Annotated in this window: 21 protein-coding genes and 3 tRNA genes; 8 read left to right on the top strand and 16 right to left on the bottom strand. The window is 75.0% G+C overall.

Annotated elements, in window-relative coordinates; genetic code table 11:
- The first annotated feature begins 31 nt into the window (after positions 1 to 31).
- Positions 32 to 1,063 carry an adenosine deaminase gene (locus BMZ16_RS04920; RefSeq protein ID WP_089798405.1) on the top strand — a complete coding sequence of 344 codons (1,032 nt, stop codon included), beginning with the start codon at positions 32 to 34 and terminating at the stop codon, positions 1,061 to 1,063.
- Positions 1,064 to 1,096: 33 nt separating this feature from the next.
- Here BMZ16_RS04920 and BMZ16_RS04915 read toward each other — a convergent pair whose 3' ends face one another.
- The 3 genes from BMZ16_RS04915 to BMZ16_RS04905 are packed head-to-tail and all read right to left on the bottom strand — an operon-like array spanning position 1,097 to position 4,944.
- Entirely contained in the window at positions 1,097 to 2,236 is a 1,140-nt protein-coding gene (locus BMZ16_RS04915; protein WP_089798404.1) for a UDP-N-acetylmuramate dehydrogenase, read from the bottom strand.
- Positions 2,237 to 2,245: 9 nt separating this feature from the next.
- Positions 2,246 to 3,502 (bottom strand): MFS transporter, encoded by a 1,257-nt coding sequence (locus BMZ16_RS04910; RefSeq protein WP_089798403.1) that lies wholly within the window; start codon positions 3,500 to 3,502, stop codon positions 2,246 to 2,248.
- Entirely contained in the window at positions 3,499 to 4,944 is a 1,446-nt protein-coding gene (locus BMZ16_RS04905; RefSeq protein ID WP_089798402.1) for an MFS transporter, read from the bottom strand. The genes BMZ16_RS04910 and BMZ16_RS04905 overlap by 4 nt, the downstream gene beginning before the upstream one ends.
- Positions 4,945 to 5,123: 179 nt before the next feature.
- Here BMZ16_RS04905 and BMZ16_RS04900 point away from each other — a divergent pair, with 179 nt between their 5' ends.
- Positions 5,124 to 6,191: a LacI family DNA-binding transcriptional regulator gene (locus tag BMZ16_RS04900; RefSeq protein ID WP_089798401.1), complete on the top strand. Its 1,068-nt coding sequence runs from the start codon at positions 5,124 to 5,126 to the stop codon at positions 6,189 to 6,191.
- 58 nt (positions 6,192 to 6,249) lie between these two features.
- Here the strand turns inward: BMZ16_RS04900 and BMZ16_RS04895 are convergent, their stop codons facing one another.
- From BMZ16_RS04895 to BMZ16_RS04875, 5 genes are all read right to left on the bottom strand, one after another.
- Positions 6,250 to 6,687, bottom strand: a complete 438-nt coding sequence (locus BMZ16_RS04895) for a MaoC/PaaZ C-terminal domain-containing protein (RefSeq protein WP_089798400.1) — start codon at positions 6,685 to 6,687, stop codon at positions 6,250 to 6,252.
- A complete protein-coding gene (locus BMZ16_RS04890) occupies positions 6,684 to 7,136 on the bottom strand; it encodes an FAS1-like dehydratase domain-containing protein (RefSeq protein WP_089798399.1) in 453 nt (150 codons plus the stop codon). The genes BMZ16_RS04895 and BMZ16_RS04890 overlap by 4 nt, the downstream gene beginning before the upstream one ends.
- 28 nt (positions 7,137 to 7,164) lie before the next feature.
- On the bottom strand, positions 7,165 to 7,335 hold the full coding sequence (gene rpmG / locus BMZ16_RS04885; protein WP_089798398.1) for a 50S ribosomal protein L33: 171 nt from the start codon (positions 7,333 to 7,335) through the stop codon (positions 7,165 to 7,167).
- Between the two features lie 93 nt (positions 7,336 to 7,428).
- Positions 7,429 to 7,505: transfer RNA gene (locus BMZ16_RS04880), tRNA-Met, on the bottom strand.
- A gap of 58 nt (positions 7,506 to 7,563) precedes the next feature.
- Positions 7,564 to 7,636 (bottom strand) — tRNA-Thr (locus BMZ16_RS04875).
- A gap of 147 nt (positions 7,637 to 7,783) precedes the next feature.
- Between BMZ16_RS04875 and BMZ16_RS04870 the strand changes: the two genes are divergently transcribed.
- Positions 7,784 to 8,200, top strand: a complete 417-nt coding sequence (locus tag BMZ16_RS04870) for a hypothetical protein (protein ID WP_089798397.1) — start codon at positions 7,784 to 7,786, stop codon at positions 8,198 to 8,200.
- Between the two features lie 94 nt (positions 8,201 to 8,294).
- On the opposite strand, the gene BMZ16_RS04865 is transcribed toward BMZ16_RS04870, so the two are convergent.
- Positions 8,295 to 8,376: transfer RNA gene (locus BMZ16_RS04865), tRNA-Tyr, on the bottom strand.
- A gap of 224 nt (positions 8,377 to 8,600) precedes the next feature.
- Here BMZ16_RS04865 and BMZ16_RS04860 point away from each other — a divergent pair.
- Complete coding sequence (locus tag BMZ16_RS04860; protein WP_089798396.1) at positions 8,601 to 9,098, top strand: YajQ family cyclic di-GMP-binding protein; 498 nt, start codon at positions 8,601 to 8,603, stop codon at positions 9,096 to 9,098.
- Between the two features lie 58 nt (positions 9,099 to 9,156).
- On the opposite strand, the gene htpX is transcribed toward BMZ16_RS04860, so the two are convergent.
- The gene (htpX, locus tag BMZ16_RS04855; protein ID WP_089798395.1) at positions 9,157 to 10,029 is read right to left on the bottom strand and encodes a zinc metalloprotease HtpX; all 873 of its coding nucleotides are present in this window, start codon (positions 10,027 to 10,029) and stop codon (positions 9,157 to 9,159) included.
- Between the two features lie 185 nt (positions 10,030 to 10,214).
- Between htpX and BMZ16_RS04850 the strand changes: the two genes are divergently transcribed.
- The 3 genes from BMZ16_RS04850 to BMZ16_RS04840 are packed head-to-tail and all read left to right on the top strand — an operon-like array spanning position 10,215 to position 12,707.
- On the top strand, positions 10,215 to 11,051 hold the full coding sequence (locus tag BMZ16_RS04850; RefSeq protein ID WP_089798394.1) for an ABC transporter substrate-binding protein: 837 nt from the start codon (positions 10,215 to 10,217) through the stop codon (positions 11,049 to 11,051).
- 7 nt (positions 11,052 to 11,058) lie between these two features.
- Positions 11,059 to 11,961 carry an amino acid ABC transporter permease gene (locus tag BMZ16_RS04845; protein WP_089798393.1) on the top strand — a complete coding sequence of 301 codons (903 nt, stop codon included), beginning with the start codon at positions 11,059 to 11,061 and terminating at the stop codon, positions 11,959 to 11,961.
- Positions 11,958 to 12,707, top strand: a complete 750-nt coding sequence (locus BMZ16_RS04840; protein ID WP_089798746.1) for an amino acid ABC transporter ATP-binding protein — start codon at positions 11,958 to 11,960, stop codon at positions 12,705 to 12,707. The genes BMZ16_RS04845 and BMZ16_RS04840 overlap by 4 nt, the downstream gene beginning before the upstream one ends.
- A gap of 76 nt (positions 12,708 to 12,783) precedes the next feature.
- Here BMZ16_RS04840 and BMZ16_RS04835 read toward each other — a convergent pair whose 3' ends face one another.
- Complete coding sequence (locus BMZ16_RS04835; RefSeq protein WP_089798392.1) at positions 12,784 to 14,169, bottom strand: FAD-dependent oxidoreductase; 1,386 nt, start codon at positions 14,167 to 14,169, stop codon at positions 12,784 to 12,786.
- A 218-nt stretch (positions 14,170 to 14,387) separates the two neighbouring features.
- On the opposite strand from BMZ16_RS04835, the gene rarD reads away from it, so the two are divergent.
- Positions 14,388 to 15,320, top strand: coding sequence for an EamA family transporter RarD (rarD, locus tag BMZ16_RS04830; RefSeq protein ID WP_255366361.1), 933 nt, complete (start codon positions 14,388 to 14,390; stop codon positions 15,318 to 15,320).
- Between the two features lie 27 nt (positions 15,321 to 15,347).
- Here the strand turns inward: rarD and BMZ16_RS04825 are convergent, their stop codons facing one another.
- The 5 genes from BMZ16_RS04825 to BMZ16_RS04805 all read right to left on the bottom strand — a co-directional run bounded on the left by BMZ16_RS04825 (position 15,348) and on the right by BMZ16_RS04805 (position 22,123).
- Positions 15,348 to 16,937, bottom strand: coding sequence for an RDD family protein (locus BMZ16_RS04825; RefSeq protein WP_143082756.1), 1,590 nt, complete (start codon positions 16,935 to 16,937; stop codon positions 15,348 to 15,350).
- Between the two features lie 28 nt (positions 16,938 to 16,965).
- Positions 16,966 to 17,733 carry a PP2C family protein-serine/threonine phosphatase gene (locus tag BMZ16_RS04820; protein ID WP_089798389.1) on the bottom strand — a complete coding sequence of 256 codons (768 nt, stop codon included), beginning with the start codon at positions 17,731 to 17,733 and terminating at the stop codon, positions 16,966 to 16,968.
- 13 nt (positions 17,734 to 17,746) lie between these two features.
- Positions 17,747 to 18,754: a polyprenyl synthetase family protein gene (locus BMZ16_RS04815; protein ID WP_089798388.1), complete on the bottom strand. Its 1,008-nt coding sequence runs from the start codon at positions 18,752 to 18,754 to the stop codon at positions 17,747 to 17,749.
- 97 nt (positions 18,755 to 18,851) lie between these two features.
- On the bottom strand, positions 18,852 to 20,570 hold the full coding sequence (gene nuoN, locus BMZ16_RS04810) for an NADH-quinone oxidoreductase subunit NuoN (RefSeq protein WP_089798387.1): 1,719 nt from the start codon (positions 20,568 to 20,570) through the stop codon (positions 18,852 to 18,854).
- Positions 20,567 to 22,123, bottom strand: coding sequence for an NADH-quinone oxidoreductase subunit M (locus BMZ16_RS04805; protein ID WP_089798386.1), 1,557 nt, complete (start codon positions 22,121 to 22,123; stop codon positions 20,567 to 20,569). Before BMZ16_RS04805 ends, nuoN begins: the two co-directional genes overlap by 4 nt.
- Positions 22,124 to 22,133 lie beyond the last annotated feature (10 nt).

Below are 22,133 nucleotides of genomic sequence, written 5' to 3'. Positions count from 1 at the left end.
CGGCACCGTGCCGGCTGGCAGACTGGAGGCGATGCGCGACCTCAGCCTGCTGCCCAAGGCACACCTGCACCTGCACTTCACGGGGTCGATGCGTGTGGAGACGCTCGCCGAGCTCGCGGAGCTGCACGGCATCCGTCTGCCCCACGCGCTGCTGGACGCCGACCCGCTGGTGGTGCCGGCCGACGAGCGCGGCTGGTTCCGGTTCCAGCGCATGTACGACGCGGCCCGCGCGTGCGTGCGCTCCGAGGCGGACATGCGCCGGATCGTCGCGGAGGCCGCGGCGGACGACGCCGCGGAGGGCTCGGGCCGGCTCGAGATCCAGGTGGACCCCACGTCGTACGCACCGTACGTGGGCGGCATCACTCCCGCGCTGGAGATCGTGCTCGACGAGGCGCGGGCCGCGCAGGCCGCCACCGGCGTCGAGGTGGGCGTCGTGGTCGCCGCCTCGCGCATGCGGCACCCGCTGGAGGCGCGGACGCTGGCGCGGCTCGCGGCGCGGCACGCCGGCGACGGTGCGGGCGGCGTGATCGGGTTCGGCCTGTCGAACGACGAGCGCCGCGGGGAGACCGAGCAGTTCGCCCCCGCCTTCACGATCGCGCACCGTGCGGGGCTGCGGTCCGTCCCCCACGGTGGGGAGCTGCTGGGCCCGGCGCACGTCGAGGAGGTGCTCGACCACCTGCGCCCGGACCGCCTGGGGCACGGCGTGCGCAGCGCGGAGGACCCGCGGGTGCTGGCCCGCGTGGTCGACGAGGAGGTCGCGCTCGAGGTCTGCCCCGCGTCGAACGTGTCGCTCGGCGTGTACCCGACCGCCCGGGACGTGCCGCTGCGGGCCCTCGTGGACGCCGGGGCCCGGGTCGCGCTCGGCGCCGACGACCCGCTGCTCTTCCGCTCCCGCCTGGCCGACCAGTACCGCATCGCGCGCGAGGACCACGGGTTCGACGACCACGCGCTGGCGGACCTGGCGCGCGCGTCGATCACGGCGAGCGCGGCCTCACCGGCAGCCCGCGCCCGGCTCCTGGCCGGCGTCGACGCCTGGCTCGCGACGGAGCCGACGCAGGGCTGACGCGGTCCTACGGTCCGGTGGCGTCCGTCGCGTTCAGAGCGTGACGCCCACCAGCACCGGCTCGGGCTCCAGGACCACGCCGAAGCGGTCGCGCACGCCGTCGCGCACGGTCCGCGCGAGGGCGAGGAGGTCGTCCGCGCGCGCGTCGCCCCGGTTCGTGAGCGCCAGGGTGTGCTTGGTCGACAAGGCCGCCGGTCCGGGCCCCCCGAACCCGCGCGTGAAGCCCGCGTGCTCGATGAGCCACGCGGCGCTGGTCTTCACCGCGCCGTCCGGCATCGGCCAGCGCGGGGCGTCGGCCGGCAGCGCGTCCGCGTCCGGGAGCACGGGGTTGGTGAAGAACGAGCCCGCGCTCCACGTGTCGTGGTCCGCGGGGTCGAGCACCATGCCCTTGCGGGACCGCAGCGCCAGCACCGCCGCGCGGACCTCGGCGAGGGGGGCACGCTCACCGACGGCGACGTCGAGCGCGCGGGCGAGCTCCGGGTACGCGACGGGCGCGGAGAGCGAGCCCTCCTTCATCTGGAAGGTCACGTCGAGCACGACGTACCGCGGCGTCGGCCCCCACGGCGCGGCGTGGTCCGCCGGGTCCGGGCGCATCGAGCGCTTGAGCACCGACGTGCGGTAGCCGAACCCGAGGGTGACGAACGGCAGGGTCCGCACGCGCCCGCGGCCGCGGTCCCACACCCGGACCTGGGCGACGGTCTGGGCGACCTCCTGCCCGTACGCGCCCACGTTCTGCACGGGGGTCGCGCCCGTCGACCCCGGGATCCCGGACAGCGCCTCGACGCCGACGAGCCCGTGGTCGACGGCGTAGGCGACGACGTCGTCCCACACCGTGCCGGCCGGGACGGTCACGGTCACCCCGCCGCACGCCGACGCGTCGGGGACGTCGATGCCGCCGCGGACGTCACGCACGACCACCCCGGGGAACCCCGCGTCACCCACCAGCACGTTGGACCCACCGCCCAGGACCAGCAGCGGCTCGCCGGCGGCGTCGGCCGCCCGAACCGTCCCGACCAGCTCCGCCTCGGTCGCGGTCTCGACGTAGCGGGCGGCGGGCCCGCCGACGTGCAGCGTCGTGAGGTCCGCGAGCGCGGGGGTGCCGCTGTACGTCGGGACGGCCGGGCGGGCCGGCTCGGGGGCCGGGCCGGGCAGGGCGCAGGTGTCGAGCTCCACGCGACCAGGCTAGTCCGCGGGGCCGTCCACCACGTCCGCAGGGGCGGCGTGACGCACGGGCAGGGGGCGTGCGGCACCGGTCACGGCGAGCCCCAGCACGACGGGCACGAGGATGGCGAGCAGCGCCTGCCGGTAGCCGACGTGCTCGGCGAGCAGGCCCAGCAGCGGCGGGCCGGCGAGGAACGCGGAGTAGCCGATGGTCGACACGACGGCGACGCGCTGCGCCGCGCGCACCGGGTCGTCCGCCGCGGCGCTCATGCCCACGGGGAACCCCAGGGCGGCGCCCATGCCCCAGACCACCACGCCCGCGAGCGCCAGCCAGAGCTGGTCGGCCAGGCCGAAGACGAGCAGGCCGACGCCTGCCAGCAGCGCGCACAGCCGCAGCACGACGACGCGGCCGTACCGGTCGAGCAACGACGTGCCGAGCATCCGCATGGCAGTCATCGCGGTGACGAAGAGCGCGAACCCGACGGCGCCCGTGGCGTGGGTGGTGCCGAACCCGTCGACCACGGCCAGGCTGACCCAGTCGTTGGCTGCCCCCTCGGTGAGCGCGGCGGCCAGCACCACCAGGCCGATGAGCAGGGTGCGCGGCTCGAGCCACGCGCCGACCGCGGCCCGGGCGCCGCGGGGCGCGGCCGCCCCGGTCGACGCGGGGTCGCCCGGGTGCGCCGGTTCGGCGAGGAACGAGCGGACCGCGACGGCCGTGGCCACGCAGGACAGGGCGACGACGACGGGGAGGTGGACCTGCACCGGCACGTGCAGGGTCGCCAGGACGGCGGCGACGCCCGCGGCACCCATCGTCCCGAAGGAGAACCCCGCGTGGTACCGCGGCATGACGGTGCGGCCCAGCCGCTGCTCGACGACCGCGCCCTCGAGGTTCATCGCGGCGTCCCACACCCCCGCCCCGACGCCGACCAGCACGAGACCGGCCCCCACGAGCACCACCAGGTCGAGCGCGACCCCGACCGACGCGACGGCGTACCCGGCCCCGTTGACGACGGCGAAGGCCAGGACCGTGCGCCGGGCGCCCAGCCGTTCCACGACCATCCCCGACAGCGGCAGCGCGACCAGCGACCCCATGGCCCCGATCAGCAGCAGCACCCCCATGCGCTCGGGGGTCAGGCCGAGCGCGTCGCGCACCGCGGGCAGCCGCGCCGCCCACGAGGCGAAGTTGACGCCGGAGAGCAGGAACACGGCGAACACCGCCGCCGAGGCGACCCGGACCTCACGGGTCGGGGTGCTGCGGACCTCCTCCACGGGGCTCATCGTGCTCCTCCCGGTGCGGCGGGTCGATCGGGTGTGCGGCGGCGGCGCGGGCGCGGCGGAGGCACCGGACGGTGCCGGCGGACGCGCGCGACGCGGTGCGGGGCGTCGCCCGACGCAGCCGCCGGGGCGGGGCCGTCCGGCGTCCCCGGGCCGGTCGGGCCGGGGTCGTCGGCGGGCGGGCGCGGGGTGGGGACGGGTGCCACCGCGGCGGCCGGGCGGCGTGCGACGGCCGGTGCCACCACGACGCTGGCGGTCATCGCGACGACGATGAGCACGAGCGCGTGACGCGCACCCACCGACTCGGCCGCCAGGCCGAGCACGGGCGGCGCCACGAGGGAGGCCATGGAGGCGAAGGCGGACACCACGGCGACACGGCCGGCCGCGCGGACGGGCTCGTCGGACGCGGCGGCGATGCCGATGGGCACCGCGAGCGCGGCCCCCGCCCCCCACAGCAGGACGCCCGCACCGGCGAGGCCGAGCGTGGGGGCGAACCCGAACACCAGGAGGCCGACGACCGACGCGACGCCCGACGCCCGGAGCACGGCGACGCGCCCGAACCGGTCGAGCAGCCGCGTGCCGAGCAGGCGCACCACGGTCATCGCGGCCACGAACAGGCCCAGCACGGCCCCGCCGACGGACTCGGTACGACCGAACCCGTCGACGACCGCGAGGGACAGCCAGTTGTTGGCGGCGCCCTCCGAGAACGCCGCGGCCAGCACGACGACGCCCACGAGCAGCGTGCGCGGCTCACGCCAGGCGTCGAGCGCCGTACCCAGGCGTCGCGCGCCGTGCTGCAGGCGGGAGGTGCCGGCGGCACGCACGACCGCCCGGACCCCTGCACGCTCCCCCGCCTCGACCTCGGAGGGCGGCAGCACGACGCCCCGCAGGGACGCGAGGCGCCACACCACCACGACGGCGGCGGTGACGGGCAGCTGGACGCCCACCGGGACCCCGACGGCCGAGGCGAGCGCACCGGCGCCGGACCCGACGACGGCGCCGACGGAGAACGCGGCGTGGAACTGCGGGATCACGGTGCGCCCGAGCGCGCGCTCGACGCGGGCGGACTCGACGTTCATGGCGACGTTGCCGAGGGCCACGGCCACACCGTTGAGGAAGATGCCCACGGCGAGCAGGGCGCGCGAGCCGACCGTCGGCCCGACGCCGAGCAGCACCAGCGCCGTGCCCAGCAGCACCGTGGCGCCGACCAGCACCCGGCGGGTGCCGAGGCGCTGCAGCACGATGCCGGAGACGGTGACGGTGACCAGCGAGCCGACGGAGCCGACCAGGAGGAGCAGCCCCAGGTCCGCGGTGCCGAGGTCGAGCAGGTCGCGCACGGTGGGGATGCGCGCCAGCCAGCTCGCGAACGCGGTGCCGGCGACGGCGAACAACCCGACGAGCAGGAGGCGGGCGCGGGCGACGGCCGGCAGGTGGGGGCGGGTCACGGGAGGGCTCCGGGGTACGGGTGCTGCGGGCCGGGCGCCGTGGGCGACCCGGCCTCGAATCGATTCGATCGATGGGGTGCGCGATCGAATCGATATGAGGGGACGTGACCATCCTGCGGGTACGCTGACGGCGACGTCAAACGTCGCCCCACGCCCCTCGCCGGCCCCGGAGGTCAGCCCTGTCCGTGCAGCGCACCACCCTGGCCGACGTCGCAGCGAGCGCCGGGGTGTCCGTCTCCACCGCCTCGCTGGCGTTCTCCGGCTCCGGGCCCATCGCGGAGGCCACCCGCGCGCGGGTCCTGGAGGCCGCGCAGCAGCTCGGGTACGCCGGCCCCAACCCGCTGGGCCGCCAGCTGCGCCGCGGCCGCTCCGGCATCGTCGGCGTCATCATGGGCGACGCCCTGCGCCGCGCGTTCCGCGACCCCGTCGCCGTCCAGGTCCTCGACGGCCTGACCGCCACCCTCGGACCCCGCGGGCTCGGCGTCCTGCTCATCCCCGGCCCCGACGACGCGTCGCAACCCGCGGTCGACCCGCTGCTGGGGTCCGCGGCGATGGACGTCGCCGTGCAGATGTGGGGTGGCACCAGCGACGACCCGGTGCTGGAGATGCTGCGACGCCGCGGCACGCCCGCGGTCCTCGTCGAGGGCACGCCCCAGCCGGACGTGGCCGCCGTCGGCATCGACGACCACGGGGGCATGGCCGAGCTCGCGCGGCACGTGCTCGAGCTGGGGCACACCCGCATCGCCACGGTCACGCTGCCGTTCGACCGTGAGCGTGCCGAGGGCCCCGCGGACCCCCGGCGCCTGGCCCAGCTCTCCTGGGAGATCACCCGACGCCGGCTCTCCGGGCTCACCGACGCCGGGGTCTCCCCCACCCTCGTCTACGAGACGCCCGCGTCCCTGGTCGAGAACGGCGCCGCCGCCGGGCGCGCGCTGCTGTCCGGCCCGGACCGCCCCACGGCGATCGTCTGCCAGTCGGACCTGCTGGCCTCCGGCGTCGTGCTCGCCGCCCGTGAGCTGGGCCTGCGGGTGCCGCAGGACGTGTCGGTCGCCGGGTTCGACGGGCTCGACCTGCCCTGGCTGGCCCCGGACGTGCTGACCAGCGTGGCCCAGCCCCTGGCCGAGAAGGGCGCGGCGATCGGGCAGGCGGTCGAGGACCTGCTCGCGGGCCGGATGCCCGGGCCCCGGGTGCTCCCGGTGCAGCTGCGCGTCGGCACCACGACCGGACCCGTCCCCCAGGGCGCCTGAGGCCCTCGACGGACGACCGCCTGGTCCGACCGGCCCGACCGCCTGCGCGCGGACCCGGTCAGACGAGCCGGACGACCGCCTGCGCGCGGCCCAGCACGCGCGCACCGTCCACGCTCACCGTGAGGTCGAGACGGACGGTCCGGGCCTCCGCGTCGAGTGCGCCCACGGTCGCGACGACGTCGACGACGACCTCCCCCGGGTCCGGGACCACGACGGGGCGCGTGAAGCGCACCTGGTAGTCCACGACGGCTCCCGGGTCACCGGCCCAGTCGGCCACGACGGCCGCCGCCGCACCCATGGTCCACATGCCGTGCGCGATGACGCCCGGCAGGCCCACGGCCGTGGCGACCCGCTCGTTCCAGTGGATCGGGTTGAAGTCGCCGGACGCACCGGCGTAGCGCACGAGCCGTGCGCGGTCGACCGTCACGGGACGGCGGGCGACCTCCTGGCCCACGGCGAGGTCGGCCAGGGCGGGACGGGCGGGCGCGGCGGTCATGCCGCGTCCTCGGGCCGTACGGCCAGCGTCGAGACGACGGTCGCGACGGCGCCGCCGTCCTCGTCGACGATCTCGCAGCGCGTGGTGACCATCGACAGGCCGGCGCGCTGCGTCACGGCGTCGACGTGCAGCGCCGCGCGCAGCCGGTCACCGGCGTGGATCGGCCGGTGGTGCGTGAACCGCTCGTCGGCGTGGACCACGCGGCTGAAGTCGATGCCTGCCGCCGGGTCCTGCACGTACTGCGCCTCGGTGCGCTGCGCGACCACCACGGCGAACGTGGGCGGGGCGATCACGTCGGGGTACCCGAGCGCGCGAGCCGCCTGCGGGTCCGTGTGGGCCGGGTGCGTGGCACCCGTCGCCTCGGCGAACTCCCGCAGCTTCTCGCGCGAGACCACATACACGTCGCCGGGCGGGTAGGCCCGCCCGGCGAAGGAGGTGTCGACCGGCACGTCGGTCAGTCGTGGCGCGTGGCCCGCGTCAGCGGGTCTCGCGGTGCACCGTGTGCTTGTTGTCACGCGGGCAGTACTTCTTCATCTCGAGCCGGTCGGGCGTGTTCCGACGGTTCTTCTTGGTGATGTAGTTCCGCTCCTTGCACTCCGTGCAGGCGAGCGTGATCTTCGGGCGGACGTCCGCGCTCTTGCTGGCCATGTTCGTGTCACCTCTCGCGCCCCGCTGGGGCTGCGCTCTTCTCCTGGCGCGCGCCGGCCGACGCGCGCTGCTGCGACGGATGATCGCCGTACGTGGTAGCGGGAGCGGGATTCGAACCCGCGACACCACGATTATGAGCCGTGTGCTCTAACCACCTGAGCTATCCCGCCACAGCGGTCGTGCCCTGGGCCGGCCGTCCGAGGACGACCGGCCCGTGACACACCACAGAGCCCCGAAAGGGAATCGAACCCTTGACCTTCTCCTTACCATGGAGACGCTCTGCCGACTGAGCTATCGGGGCAGCGCGGACCAGAGTACACGGGCACCGCCGTGGTCGGAAATCGGCTCCGCAGCACCCCCGTCCGGACCCCTCCGTCGGCCGCCCGTGCGGGATCCGAAGCGTTTCAGTTCGTCGCGCGCGCGGGGGGTGCGTGCCACGATCCGGCGCATGCGCACCCACCCGCGCGGTCGCCTCGCCGCGGCCGCCGCCCTGTCCGCCACCCTCCTCCTGACCGCCTGCAGCGGCGACCAGGGCGTCGACCCCTCGACTGCCGACTGGCCCGCGGCCGTCACCCCCGCCGACGCCGACGGCGAGTTCTGGGTCGTCTGGACCGCGATCGCCGAGAACGGCGACGACCCGGCGCTGGCCACGGAGGTCGAGCGCCTGGCCGACGAGGGCTACGAGGTGGATCCCTGGGCCCCGAGCTGCCAGTCCGGCGCCCAGGACGCGCTCAGCGGCCTCACGGGCTACGGCGAGCCGGTGGGCGTCGGGGTGGCGTTCGGCTCCGAGGAGGACGCCGGCGTCTTCGACACCCGCGACGAGGGCAGCACCGTGAGCATCACGAAGGGCACCTGGACCTGCTGAGGCACCCCGCGCCGCGCCACGGCGCACGTCACGGGCGACACGACCCCGGGGACGACGGAGGGGCCGTCCTGGTCAGGACGGCCCCTCCGGTACGTGGCGGGTGAGGGATTCGAACCCCCGTAGGCGTTGCCAGCTGATTTACAGTCAGCCCCCTTTGGCCACTCGGGTAACCCGCCAAGGAGCACCGACCCGTCGGCCACGTCGACCCCCACGGACGGCGGGACCGGCGCGTCCGCGCGAGCGGCGTGCGGATGGAAGGATAGCAAGTCCGAGGGGGCCTCGCGCACATCGGCCCGTGGCCGGACCCGCGACCGGGGTCCGACGGCACCTGACGTGCCCCGCCCACCCCCTCGTCGGACGGACCAGCAGGCGCCCCCACCGGGGGCCGGGAGGGAGCAGCATGGCGAGCGAGTCGTCGTTCGACGTCGTCAGCAAGGTCGACCGCCAGGAGGTCGACAACGCGCTGAACCAGGCCGCGAAGGAGATCGCGCAGCGCTACGACTTCAAGGGCGTGGGGGCGTCCATCGCCTGGAGCGGCGAGAGCATCCTCATGGTCGCCAACTCCCCCGAGCGCGTGCTCGCGGTGCTGGACGTCTTCCAGACCAAGCTGATCAAGCGCAACATCTCGCTGAAGTCGCTCGACACGGGCGACGGCGAGCCCAAGCCCTCGGGCAAGGAGTACCGCCTGGCCGCCTCCATCAAGGAGGGCCTGAGCAGCGAGGTCGCCAAGAAGCTCGCGAAGACGGTCCGCGACGAGGGGCCCAAGGGCGTCAAGACGCAGATCCAGGGCGACGAGCTGCGGGTCTCCGCCAAGAGCCGTGACGACCTGCAGGCCGTCATCGCGCTGCTCAAGGGCGCCGACGTGGACGCGGCGCTGCAGTTCGTCAACTACCGCTGACGGTCCGCACAGCGCGCAGGCCGACCGGGTGACCGGTCGGCCTGCGGCAGCGCGGCGCTCAGTAGCGGGTGACGGGCCCGCCCGCCATGGCCTCGAGCCGGGCGATCCGGTCCGGCATCGGCGGGTGGGTCGCGAAGAGGCGACCGACGCCGGCGCCCCGGAACGGGTTGGCGATCATGAGGTGGGAGACGTCCACCAGCTCACGGTCCTGGGGCAGCGGCCGGGCGTTGGCCCCGGCCTCGAGCTTGCGCAGCGCGGACGCCAGCGCCAGCGGGTCACCGGTGAGCCGCGCACCGTCCTCGTCCGCGTCGTACTCGCGGGTGCGGGAGATCGCGAGCTGCACCATGGTCGCGGCCAGGGGCGCGAGGAACACCATCAGCAGGCTCGCCAGGGGGTTGCCGCCCTCGCGTCGGTCCCCGCCGCCGAAGAACATGGCGAACTGGGCCAGCGAGGTGATGACACCGGCGACCGCCGCAGCGACCGACGACGTGAGGATGTCGCGGTTGTAGACGTGCATCAGCTCGTGCCCCAGCACGCCGCGCAGCTCGCGCTCGTCCAGGATGGCGAGGATCCCCTCGGTGCAGCACACCGCGGCGTTCTGGGGGTTGCGGCCCGTCGCGAACGCGTTGGGCGCCATCGTCGGCGACACGTACAGCCGCGGCATGGGCTGCCGGGCGGCCGTCGAGAGCTCGCGGACGATGCGGTACATCGTGGGCTGCTCGATCTCGCTGACCGGTCGCGCCCGCATGGCGCGGATCGCGATCTTGTCCGAGTTCCAGTAGCTGTACGCCGTCATCACGAGGCCGATCGCCGTGAACAGCCAGAGGTACTGCGGCCCGCCGCCCAGCAGCCAGCCGATGCCCAGCAGCACGGCCCACAGGGCGCCGAACAGCGCCGCCGTCTTCAGCCCGTTGTAGTGCCGGTGACCCATCTGCGTCCTCGTCCTCCCCGCGTCCGGCACCCACGTCCGTCCGCACCTGTCACAACGCCACGCGCCGGGCCGACGTTCCCCGGCGCGCCACCGTGGACGGCGCCGCACCACCCGGGCGGCGCTCGTATCCTTGCCCCGCCCCGATGCCGTGGTGACCCCGCCCGCCCGCATCCCCTGGAGACCCCATGCGCCCCGCCCGCCTCACCGCCCTCGCCGTCGCGGCCGCCCTGACGCTGGCAGCGTGCGCGCCCGCGGACGACTCCCCCACCGCGGCGACCACGGACGGCACGCTGCCGACCGTGACCCCCGGGGTGCTGACGTTCGCCACGTCCGACCCGGCGTACGAGCCGTGGGTGGCGGGCAACGACCCGGCGAGCGGCGAGGGCTTCGAGGCCGCCGTCGCGTACGCGGTGGCCGAGGAGCTCGGGTTCGACGCGGACGACGTGGCCTGGGTGACGGCGGGCTTCGACCAGATCATCGCGCCCGGGGCCAAGTCGTTCGACGTGGCGGTCAACCAGGTCTCCATCAGCGACGAGCGCCGCGCCAACCTCGACTTCTCCTCGCCCTACTACACGACCGCGCAGGCCGTCGTGACGCTGGCCGGATCCCCCGTCGCCGACGCCACGGGCCTCGCCGACCTCGCCGGTGCGCGCATCGGGGCGATGGTGGGCACCACGAGCCTGACGGCCGCGCAGGAGATCGTCGCGCCCGACGCGGACGTCTCGGTGTTCAACGACAACGACCAGGTCAAGCAGGCCCTGACGTCCGGGCTGGTCGACGCGGTCGTGGTGGACCTGCCGACCGCGCTGTACATCACGGCCGCCGAGCTCGAGGACGGCGTGCTGCTGGGCCAGCTGCCGGACAGCGCGGGCGGTGACGAGTTCGGCCTGGTGCTCGACAAGGGCTCGGCGCTGACCGCGGCCGTGTCGCAGGCCGTGGACGCGCTGCGCGAGGACGGGACGCTCGCCGGGCTCGAGGCCGAGTGGCTGACCGACGCGGCCGGCGCGCCCGTCCTGCGGTGAGCCGGACGTGACCGCCCCCGCCGGCCACGCGGTACCCGCACAGGCGCCGTGGACGCCGTCCCCGGTGCAGCGCGAGCGGGACGCGTACCGCCGTGCACGGGCACGCCGCTCCACGCTCGCCGCGCTGGTCTCCACCGTCGCGCTGACCGCGGTCGTCGTGCTCGGCGTGCGGGCCGCGCCCGGGTGGCCGCGGGTGCAGGCCTCGTTCCTCGACCCCGAGGTCGCGCTGGCGTCGCTGCCACGCGTCCTCGAGGGGCTGTGGCTGAACGTCCGGGTGATGGCGGTGTGCGCTGTCGTCATCGTGGTCGTCGCGCTCGGGCTGGCGCTGGCCCGCACCCTGCACGGGCCCGTGTTCCTCCCGCTGCGGCTGCTGGCCACCGCGTACGTCGACGTCTTCCGTGGGCTGCCGCTGATCCTCGTGCTGCTGCTGGTCGGGTTCGGCGTGCCCGGGCTGCGCCTGCAGGGCGTCCCGACCTCGGCGGTGGTGCTCGGCGGGGTGGCGCTCGTGCTCACGTACTCGGCGTACGTCGCCGAGGTGTTCCGCGCCGGCATCGAGTCCGTGCACCCCTCGCAGGTCGCCGCCGCCCGTTCGCTCGGGCTCACCCGCGGGCAGACCCTGCGGCACGTCGTGCTCCCGCAGGCCGTGCGCCGGGTCGTGCCCCCGCTGCTCAACGACCTCGTGTCGCTGTCGAAGGACTCCGGGCTCATCTCGATCCTCGGGGCCGTCGACGCCGTCCGGGCCGCCCAGATCGCGACGGCCACGCACGCCAACTTCACCCCGTACGTCGTCGCCGGCGTCCTGTTCGTGCTGCTCACCATCCCGCTGACGCGCCTGACCGACGTGCTGGCGCGGCGCTCCGGGTGGCTGGGCGCGCAGAGCGGCCTGGCCGGGGCGGGGGCGCTGCGGTGACCGGGGCACTCGACACCCCGCTCCTCGCGGTACGCGACGTGCGCAAGAGCTTCGGCGAGCACGTCGTGCTCGACGGGCTGTCCCTGGACGTGCACGCCCACCGCGTCGTCGTGCTCATCGGCGCCTCCGGGTCCGGCAAGTCGACGCTGCTGCGGTGCGTGGACCTGCTGGAGGACGTCGACGACGGCGTGATCGAGCTGGAGGGCCGCGACATCACCGACCCGCGCCTCGACGCCGACGCGGTGCGTGCCCGGATGGGGATGGTGTTCCAGTCCTACAACCTCTTCCCGCACCTGCGGGTGCTGGACAACGTGACGCTCGCCCCGCGGCTCGTGCACCGCACGGCGCGGCGGCAGGCGCAGGACGAGGCGATGGCCGTGCTGGAGCGCGTGGGGCTGGCGGACAAGGCGCGCGCGTTCCCCGACGAGCTCTCGGGCGGGCAGCAGCAGCGCGTCGCGATCGCCCGTGCCCTGGTGGGCCGGCCGGCGGTGCTGCTGCTCGACGAGGTCACCAGTGCGCTGGACCCGGAGCTGGTGGGCGAGGTCCTCGACCTGCTCGGTGAGCTGAAGGACACCGGCCTGACGATGCTGCTGGCGACGCACGAGATGGCGTTCGCCCGCGACGTCGCGGACGAGGTGTGCTTCCTGCACGCCGGCCGGGTGCACGAGCGCGGCCCGGCCGCGCAGGTCCTGGGCGACCCGCTCGAGGCCCGCACCCGGGAGTTCGTGCGGCGGTTCACCGCCTGACGCCGCACCGCCCCGCGTGCGGGGCCCGGCACGGCGCTGCCCCGGACGGATCGACCGTCCGGGGCAGCGGTCGTGCTCAGTCCTGCGGGAGCTCGCGACCCAGGGCCACCGCGACCATGTGCTCACGCGGCACGAGCTTGACGCGCTCGCGCCCGTGCGGCTCGCCCAGCGACCGCTCGTACGCGTCCAGCAGCTCCCAGCCCTGCCACTGGATGGCCTCGACGCCCCGCTGCTCGAGGAAGTCCACCACGGCCTGCGGGTCACGCTCGGTGGCCGTGAAGAAGGCCTCGCCCCCCTCGGCGACGTCCTCGCCGAGGTGCCGGATCGTCTCGGACGCGTCGGACTTGGTGTGCCCGATGAGGCCCACCGGGCCGCGCTTGATCCAGCCCGTCGCGTACACCCCGGGCATCTGGTCGCCGTCGACGTCGATGACGCGGCCCTCGCGGTTGGGGATGACCCCCGCGACCTCGTCGAACGGGATGTCGACCAGCGGCGAGCCGAAGTAGCCGACGGCGCGGTAGACCGCCTGGACCGGCCAGTCGTGGAACTGCCCGGTGCCGGTGACGTTGCCGTCCCCGTTCAGGGCGGTGCGCTCGGTGCGCAGGCCGACCACCTTGCCGTCCTCGCCCAGCACCTCGACCGGCTTGTGCAGGAAGTGCAGGTGGATGCGGCGCGAGGCGGTGAGGTCCTCGGGCTCCTTGAGCGTCCAGTCCGTGAGGGTCTTGACGACCTGCTTGGTCTGGTTGCTCGAGTGGATGGCGGCCATCGAGCCGTCGTCGAACTCGAAGTCCTCGGGGTAGACGATCGTGTCGACGTCCGGCACGTGACCGAGCTCGCGCAGCTCCAGCGGCGAGAACTTGGCCTGCGCCGGCCCGCGGCGCGCGAACACGTGCACGTCCGTGACGGGGTTCTGCTTGAGGATGTCGTAGACGTTGGCCGGGACCTCGGTGGGCAGCAGGTCGTCCGCGTGCTTCGCCAGGATGCGTGCGACGTCGAGCGCGACGTTGCCGGCGCCGAGGACGGCGACGTGCTGCGCCTCCAGCGGCCACGTGCGCGGGACGTCGGGGTGCCCGTCGTACCAGGAGACGAAGTCCGCGGCGCCGTAGGAGCCGTCCAGGTCGATGCCGGGGATCGGCAGCGCCGCGTCCCGGATCGACCCGGTCGAGAAGATGACCGCGTCGTAGAAGGTGCGCAGGTCGTCGAGCTTGAGGTCCGTGCCGTAGTCCACGTTCGCCAGCAGCCGGATGTCCCCCCGCTCCAGGACCTTGTGCAGCGCGACGATGATCTGCTTGATGCGCGGGTGGTCGGGTGCCACGCCGTAGCGGACCAGGCCGAACGGCGCGGGAAGCCGCTCGAAGAGGTCGATGCTGACGTCGAGACCGGTCTTCGACAGGATGTCAGCCGCGTAGATGCCGGCCGGGCCGGCGCCGACGATCGCGACGCGCAGGGTCGGGGTGCTCACGTGACCAGGTTGCCTTCCGCTGTGGGGGCGCTCGCACGTCGGACGTCCGGACCCGCTGCGGGCTGCCCCTGCGGCCGTACGCCTCGCCGTCGGTGCGAGAGCAGTGCGCGGACAAGTCTAGGACGGTACGCCGACGATGCTCGACGTCCACTCCACGATACGGACATCCCGCCATGCGGACACCGGGTCGCGCAGCCCCGCGGGCTTACAGTCACCCCGTGCCCGCACCCGCCACCACCCCGCGCGCCGGGCTCGCCGCCGGGGTCGCGGCGTACGCCCTGTGGGGCGCGCTCCCCCTGTACTTCCCGCTGCTGGCGCCCGCCGGGCCGTTCGAGGTCATCGCCCACCGCGTGGTGTGGTCGCTGCTGTTCTGCCTCGTCCTGCTGCTGGTCACGCGCACCTGGGGCGCGTTCGTCGACATCCTGCGGGACCCCGGGCTCGTCCTGCGCCTCACGCTGGCGGCCGTCCTGCTGGCCGTCAACTGGCTGGTGTTCGTCCACGGCGTGACCACGGGCCACGTCGTCGACGCGGCGCTCGGGTACTTCATCAACCCGCTCGTGACGATCGCGCTGGCGGTGGTCGTGCTGGGCGAGCGCCTGCGCCCCGTGCAGTGGGCAGCCGTCGCCTTCGGCGCCGCCGCCGTCGTCGTGATCACCGTCGGGTACGGGCGCCCGCCCTGGATCGCCCTCGTGCTCGCGGCGAGCTTCGGCACCTACGGGCTCATCAAGAGCCGCCTCGGGCCCCGCGTCGGCGCGCTGCCCGGCCTGGCGGCCGAGACCGCCGTGCTCGTGCCCGTGGCGCTCGGCTACCTGCTGTGGCTGCACGTGGTCGGCCAGGGCACGTTCGCACCCGGCCTGCACGGCCTGGCCCTGATGGGCACCGGGGTGCTCACCGCGGTCCCCCTGCTGCTGTTCAACTCGGCCGCGCGACGCCTGCCGCTGTCGACCGTCGGGCTGCTGCAGTACCTGACGCCCGTGCTGCAGCTGGCGATCGGGGTCCTGGTGGCGGGCGAGCGGATGCCGCCGGCGCGCTGGTGGGGATTCGGGCTGGTGTGGGTGGCGCTGATCGTGCTCACGGTGGACGGCCTGCGGCACGCCCGGCGCCGTCCGGTCGCGGCGGCGCAGGTCCCGTCCGGCCCACCGGCCGCCTGACCGGCGGCCCGTCCTGCGGGGCGGACGTCAGTCGTCCTCGACCCGCGCCTCACGGTCGCCCAGCCGGACGGTCCACCCCGCGCCGACCACCGCGCGCGCGCCGGCGGGCAGCACCCGGGCCGCGCCGGCGGGATCGACGACGACGGTCCCGTTGGTGGAGCCGCGGTCGCTCACCCAGATCGCCGCACCCTCGTCCTCGACGGGCTCCGGCCCGAACTCGGCGTGCACCCGCGACAGGGAGCGTGCGGCGTCGCTCAGCACGACGACGTGCAGGATGTCCTGGCCGTCCTCGGCGCGCGGCCCCCGGCCCACCAGCCCTCGGCCGACGACCCGCACACGCTCGCCGGTGTCGAAGTGCAGGGCCAGCGTGCCGGTGCGACGCCGCAGCGTGCCGGGGTCGCGCACCCGGGTGTGCTCCAGCTCGGCCAGGTCGTCCTCGGTCGGCAGCGCCGGCGCGGGGGCCGGCGTCACGGGCGGGCGCGCCCCGCCCCGCTCACGCCGCCCGCCCTCGGGCGGCGGAGGGAGCAGGTCGGGCCGGGCCGCGACCGGTGCCGGGGCGGGGTCCAGGGCGGGTGCCGGGCGCACCCAGTCGGGGGCCGGGGGTGCGGGCGGCGCGGCCGGCGCCACCGGCGGCAGCGGGAACGGCGCGGCCGGTGCGGCGCCCACGGCGGGGAACCCGTCCGTCGACGGTGCGGCCGCGACCCCGGAGGTCGTCGACGTCGGCGCGTCTCCCACCGGCGACGCGTCACGCCCCGGCGGCGGGGTCGGCGTCCACGGAGCGGCGGACCGCGGTGCCGTGCCGCGCGTCGCCGTGGGACCGGCAGGGGTCTGCGCCTGTGCACCGACCCCGACGACCGCGGTACCGGACGCCCTGTCGTGCCAGCCGCGGCGCTGCGGCGAGGAGTCCCAGGCGGCCGACGCGGCCACGACCCAGTTGCCCACGCCCGCGACCAGCGCCCCGAGCCCCACCACCAGCTGCCGGACGAACGCGCGCGGCACACCCGGCGCACCACCCGTGCGCGCGTCGACCGTCCGCAGACCCGTGAGGTACGCACCGAGCGTGGCCCCCCGCAGCCCCTCGGCGAGCAGCTGGCCGAGACCGATGAGCGGCACGACCACCAGCGTCACCGGAGCCGCCCCACCGTCGCTCACGCGGGCGACGAACACCATGAGGAGCGCCACGACGACCAGCAGCAGCAGGTCGATCGCGTACGCGAGGACGCGCGGCCCGACGCCCGGCACCGCGCCCGCGTCCGCAGCGGCGGGCCGGGGCGAGCGCCCGGCGGCACGCACGTCACGGGCGGCCGCGGCCGCGTCGTACCGGGCGGCCGTCGCGGGACCGGCGGTGGCGGCCCGGTGCGTCGCGACGCCCACGGCCGTCCGGGCGTCCGTGGGCACCGACGGCGCGGGCGGGCGGTCCTCCGCACCCCGCGGCACCGCGCCGAGCGGCAGGGCACCCGACGCGGGTCGGGCCTCACCGTCGCCGGCGTCGTCCTCGTCGACGGCGGGTCGCGCGATCAGCGGCACACGCGCCCCGCAGACCGCGCAGGACTCCGCGTCCGGGGCGAGCGGCATGCCGCACGAGGCGCAGCGGGGTGCCGAGGCACGGGTGCTCACAGACGCTCCTCGAGGGTCGGGTGGGCCGTCATCGTGCCATGCCGGCGGCGTGACCACCGGCAGGCGAGGGGGTGACTCCGAGCGCGTCCACGACGACCACGGTGACGTTGTCCTGCGCGCCCGCCGCCAACGCCTCGCGCACCAGCCGGTCGGCCGCCGCGCCCGGGTGGCGCTCCGCCCGCAGCACCGCCTGCACCCGGGCGTCGGGCAGGGCGTCGGTCAGGCCGTCGGAGCACACCACCATCCGGTCCCCCGCGCTCACGGGGAACATCCGCAGCTCGGGGTCGACGTTCGACGACGCCCCACCGAGCACCCGCGTCACGACGTGGCGTCGCGGGTGGCGCGGCGCGTCCTCCACCGCGACCAGGCCCTGCTCGACCAGCTCGGCGACCTCCGAGTGGTCCCGCGTGAGCTGCTCGAGCATGCCCCCGACCATGCGGTAGGTGCGCGAGTCGCCGACGTTGAGCACCACCCAGCAGGGCACCCCCGCGTGCTCGGTGACGACCACCCCGGTCAGGGTCGTGCCGGGCCGGCGCTCCCCCTCGGCGGGCAGGTCCCGGACACGACGGTGCGCCTCGCGCACCACGCGCGTGACGTCGTCCAGCGTGGGTGCGGTCCCGGCCAGGGTCGCCACCACCTCGACGGCGAGCCGGGACGCGACCTCACCGGCCTCGTGGCCGCCCATGCCGTCGGCGACGACGAACAGTCCGTCGGCCGCCCAGGCCGTGTCCTCGTTGGTCTCCCGGGCCGCCTGGTCCGTGGCGACGCCGGACCGCAGCCGCACGCCTCCGGCCATCACCCCGCCCGCGTCACGAGGCCCGGTCGACGAGCGCGTCGGCGAACGCGACCAGGGCGTCCTTGACCGGCCCGGCGGGCAGCGGTGCGAGCTCGGTGACGGCCTGACGGGCCAGGTCGACGGCGCGGCGGCGCGTGAGGGACACGACCTCGTGCTCCCGCAGCGCCGCGACGGCCGCCGAGAGGTCGGCGTCGTCCGACAGGTCCGCGTCGAGCAGGGCGAGCACGTCCCGGTCCGCAGAGCCGGCGGGCGCCGAGGCCGCGCGCGAGCGCAGCAGCAGCGCGGGCATGGTCGGCACGCCCTCACGCAGGTCCGTGCCGGGCGTCTTGCCGGTGACGGTGCCGTCGGAGGTGAGGTCGATGACGTCGTCGGCCAGCTGGAACGCGACACCGATGGTCTCGCCGAACTGCGTGACGGTGTGCACCACGTCGGGGCGGCACCCGGCGAACATCGCGCCGAAGCGCGCGGACGTCGCGATGAGCGAGGCCGTCTTGTCGGCCAGCACCTGCAGGTAGTGGGTGACGGGGTCCTCGTCGGGGCGCGGCCCGACCGTCTCGTGCAGCTGGCCCAGGCAGAGCCGCTCGAACGTCTGCGCCTGGATCCGCACGGCCTCGGGACCGAGCCCCGAGACGATGGACGACGCCCGCGCGAACAGCAGGTCGCCGGTGAGGATCGCGACGGAGTTGCCCCAGACCTCGTGCGCGGACGGCGCACCGCGCCGCAGCGGCGCGGAGTCCATGACGTCGTCGTGGTAGAGCGTCGCCAGGTGCGTCAGCTCGACGACCGCGGCCGCGTCCACCACCTCGCGCCGGCCACCGTCGCCGAGCTCGGCCGTCAGCAGGGTGAGCAGCGGGCGCAGCCGCTTGCCGCCCGCGTTGACGAGGTGGCTCGAGGCGTCGTGCGCGATCGGGTCGGCGTACGTGACCGCGTCGCGCAGGAGCTCCTCGACGAGCCGGAGACGCCCGGTCAGCCGCTCTGCGAGGGCGGCGTCGTGGAGCGGGAGGGCAAGTGCGGTTGTCACGGCACGAACCTATCCGCCCCACGGCGCAACGGCGGAACCGGACGCCGACGATGTCCGTTCGCTCCCGGTTCGCGCCGCACCCCGCGCGTCCGGGTGCTCACGGCAGCAGGAGCGCCACGGACGCGATCGCGTCGAGCACGGCCGACGGGGCGACCCCGAGCACGACAGTGAGGACGGCGCAGACCCCGACCGCGACGGCCGTGAGGCCCTCCCCGGCGGCGACGGTCGTCCGGGCGGCGCGCACGGGCTCCGCGACGGCGACGGCGGGTGCCCCGACGGTGTCGGCGGGCTCGACGGCGGTCGTGACCTCCGGCGTCACACCGGGGGTCGCGTCCGACGTGAGACCGGGCGCGGGCTCACCGGCGACGCCCGGCGCCTCCTGCGGGTCGGTGAAGAACATCAGGACGATGATCCGGACGTAGAAGAAGGCCGCCGCCGCGGAGGCCAGCACACCCACCAGGGCGAGCTGCCAGGCACCGCCCTCGACCGCCGCGGAGAAGACCGCGAACTTGCCGACGAAGCCCGCGGTCAGCGGGATGCCCGCGAAGGACAGCAGGAACAGCGTGAAGGTGACCGCCGCGAGGGGATGGCTGCGACCCAGGCCGGCCCACTGCGACAGGCGTGTGGCCTCCCCGAGCACGACCGGGGCGTCGTCGTCGCCGGTGCGCTGCTCACGCACCAGGCTGACCAGGCCGAACGCGCCGACCGTGGCCGCACCGTACGCCAGCAGGTAGAACAGCACGGCGGTGATGCCCGCCTCGTCGAGCGCCACGATGCCCGCCAGGACGAACCCGGCGTGCGCGATCGACGAGTACGCCAGCAGCCGCTTGACGTCCGTCTGGACGAGCGCGGCGACGGTGCCGACGACCATCGTGACGATGGCCACGATCCACAGGACCACCTCGAGGTCCCACGCCATGGTCGGGAGCATCCCGTAGACGACCCGCAGCAGCGCCCCGAAGGCCGCCACCTTGGTGCACGCCGCCATGAAGGCGGTGACCGGGGTCGGCGCCCCCTGGTACACGTCCGGGGTCCACATGTGGAACGGCACGGCGCCGACCTTGAAGAACAGCCCGGCCAGGAGCAGCAGGGCCCCCACGACGAGGAGCCCCTCCATCCCGTTGGGCGTGGTCGTCGCGGCCGCGATGTCCGCGTACCGCAGGGACCCGGCGTACCCGTAGAGCAGACCGATGCCGAACAGCATGAGGGCGGAGACGAAGGCCCCCAGCAGGAAGTACTTCATCGACGCCTCCTGCGACAGCAGGCGGCGGCGGCGTCCCATGCCGGACAGCAGGTACAGCGGGAGGGACAGGACCTCGAGCGCGACGAACAGCGTCAGCAGGTCGGTGGTCGCGGGGAACAGCATCATGCCGCCGGTGGCGAACAGCAGCAGCGGGTAGACCTCGGTCTGGCGCAGCCCCTTGCGCCGGGCCAGCTCCTCGTAGTCCGAGCCGGGCACGGCCGCCGCGGACGGCGCGAACGCGTCCTCGCCGCCGGCGACCCGGTCCGCGAACAGGAGCGTGGACAGCAGGGCGAGCAGCGCGATGGTCGCCTGCAGCACGAGCGTGGGCCCGTCGACGACCAGCGAGCCGGCCAGCACGTCGGTGCCGCCCGTCCGCTCGACGTCGGACCACAGCGCGGCGACGGCCAGCAGCGCCCCGGCCAGGGCGCCCAGCGTGAGGACCAGCTGGACGGTCCGCCGGCGGGCGGCGGGCACGAACGCCTCCACGAGCACACCCACGACGGCGGCCAGCAGCACGACCAGCAGGGGCGTCATCGGCCCCCATGCGATCTCCGGGGCGGTGAAGCCGCTCACTGGTCACTCCCTTCCGTACCGGCGGGGGTCGCGGTGCTCACCGCGGGCTGGACGTCGTCGAGGCCCAGCTGGGCGACGCTCTCGACCGCGGGCGGCCGGACGAGGTCGAGCGCCGGGCCGGGCAGGAACCCGAGGACCAGCATGAGCGCGATCAGCGGGCCCACGACCCACCGCTCGCGGCCGGACGCGTCGGGCAGCTCTGCCAGCTCGGGGCGGACCGGACCGGTGAACACCCGCTGGTAGAGCCAGAGCACGTAGATCGCGGCGAGCACGACGCCCAGCGTCGCGACGACGGCCGCGGCGGGGTGGCGGGCGAAGGTGCCGACGATGACGAGGAACTCGCTGACGAAGGTCGACAGCCCGGGCAGCGACAGCGCGGACAGGCCGACCACCAGGAACAGACCCGCCATGACGGGGACGACCTTCTGCAGCCCCCCGAAGTCGACGATCTGCTGCGAGCCGCGCCGCGCCGCGAGGAAGCCGACGAGCAGGAACAGCGCACCCGTCGACAGGCCGTGGTTGACCATGTAGAACGACGAGCCCGCGATCGACGTCGACGTGAAGGCGAAGATGCCCAGGACGATGAAGCCGAAGTGCGACACCGAGGTGTACGCGACCAGACGCATCATGTCCTTCTGCCCGATCGCCAGCAGGGCGCCGTAGAGCACCGAGACGACCGCGAGCACGATGATCGCCGGCGCCGCCCAGCGGGAGGCCTCGGGGAACAGCGGCAGGCACAGCGTCAGCATCCCGAACGTGCCGACCTTGTCGAGCACGCCGACGAGGAGCGTCGAGGTCCCGGCGGGCGCCTGCTGCGCCGCGTCCGGCAGCCACGTGTGCACCGGGAACATCGGGGCCTTGATCGCGAAGGCCAGGAAGAAGGACAGGAACAGCCACTTCTCGACCGTCGGGTCGAGATCCAGCCCGACCAGGTTCTCGGTGAGGAAGCCCTCCGGGCCGCCGGGGCCCTGCAGGTACAGCGCGATGACGCCCACGAGCATGATCAGCCCGCCGGCCAGCGAGTACAGCAGGAACTTCACCGCGGCGTAGCGCCGCTGCGCGCCGCCGAACGCCCCGATCATGAAGTAGACGGGGATGAGCATCGCCTCGAAGACGACGTAGAACAGGAACACGTCCCGCGCCGCGAACACCAGGACGATGAACGCCTCGAGCAGCAGCACGAGCGCCAGGTAGTGGCGCAGCCGGTCGGTGGGGCCGTCGGCGGAGCCCTGCTCGCGCCAGGCCGCCAGCACGACGAGCGGCACGAGCACCGCGGACATCGCGATCAGCGCCAGGCCGACGCCGTCCACGCCGAGGGCCCAGGACACGCCGAGCGCCGGGATCCACGGGGCGGTCTCGACGAGCTGGTGCGTCGCCGCGGCGCCCGTGTCGAAGGCCGCGAAGGCCCCGACGACGAGCGCGACCTCGGCGAGCGCGAACCCGAGCGCGACGGCACGCGTGCGCGGTCGCGCGCCGGCGGGCAGCAGCCACAGGGCCACGGCTCCGAGCAGCGGCAGCACCACCAGCGCGGTGAGCCAGGGGAGGTTCGACATCTGTTCCGGT

This window comes from Cellulomonas sp. KH9 (assembly GCF_900114185.1).
Lineage (GTDB): Bacteria > Actinomycetota > Actinomycetes > Actinomycetales > Cellulomonadaceae > Cellulomonas.
This window is presented reverse-complemented; position numbering and strand designations above follow the sequence as displayed.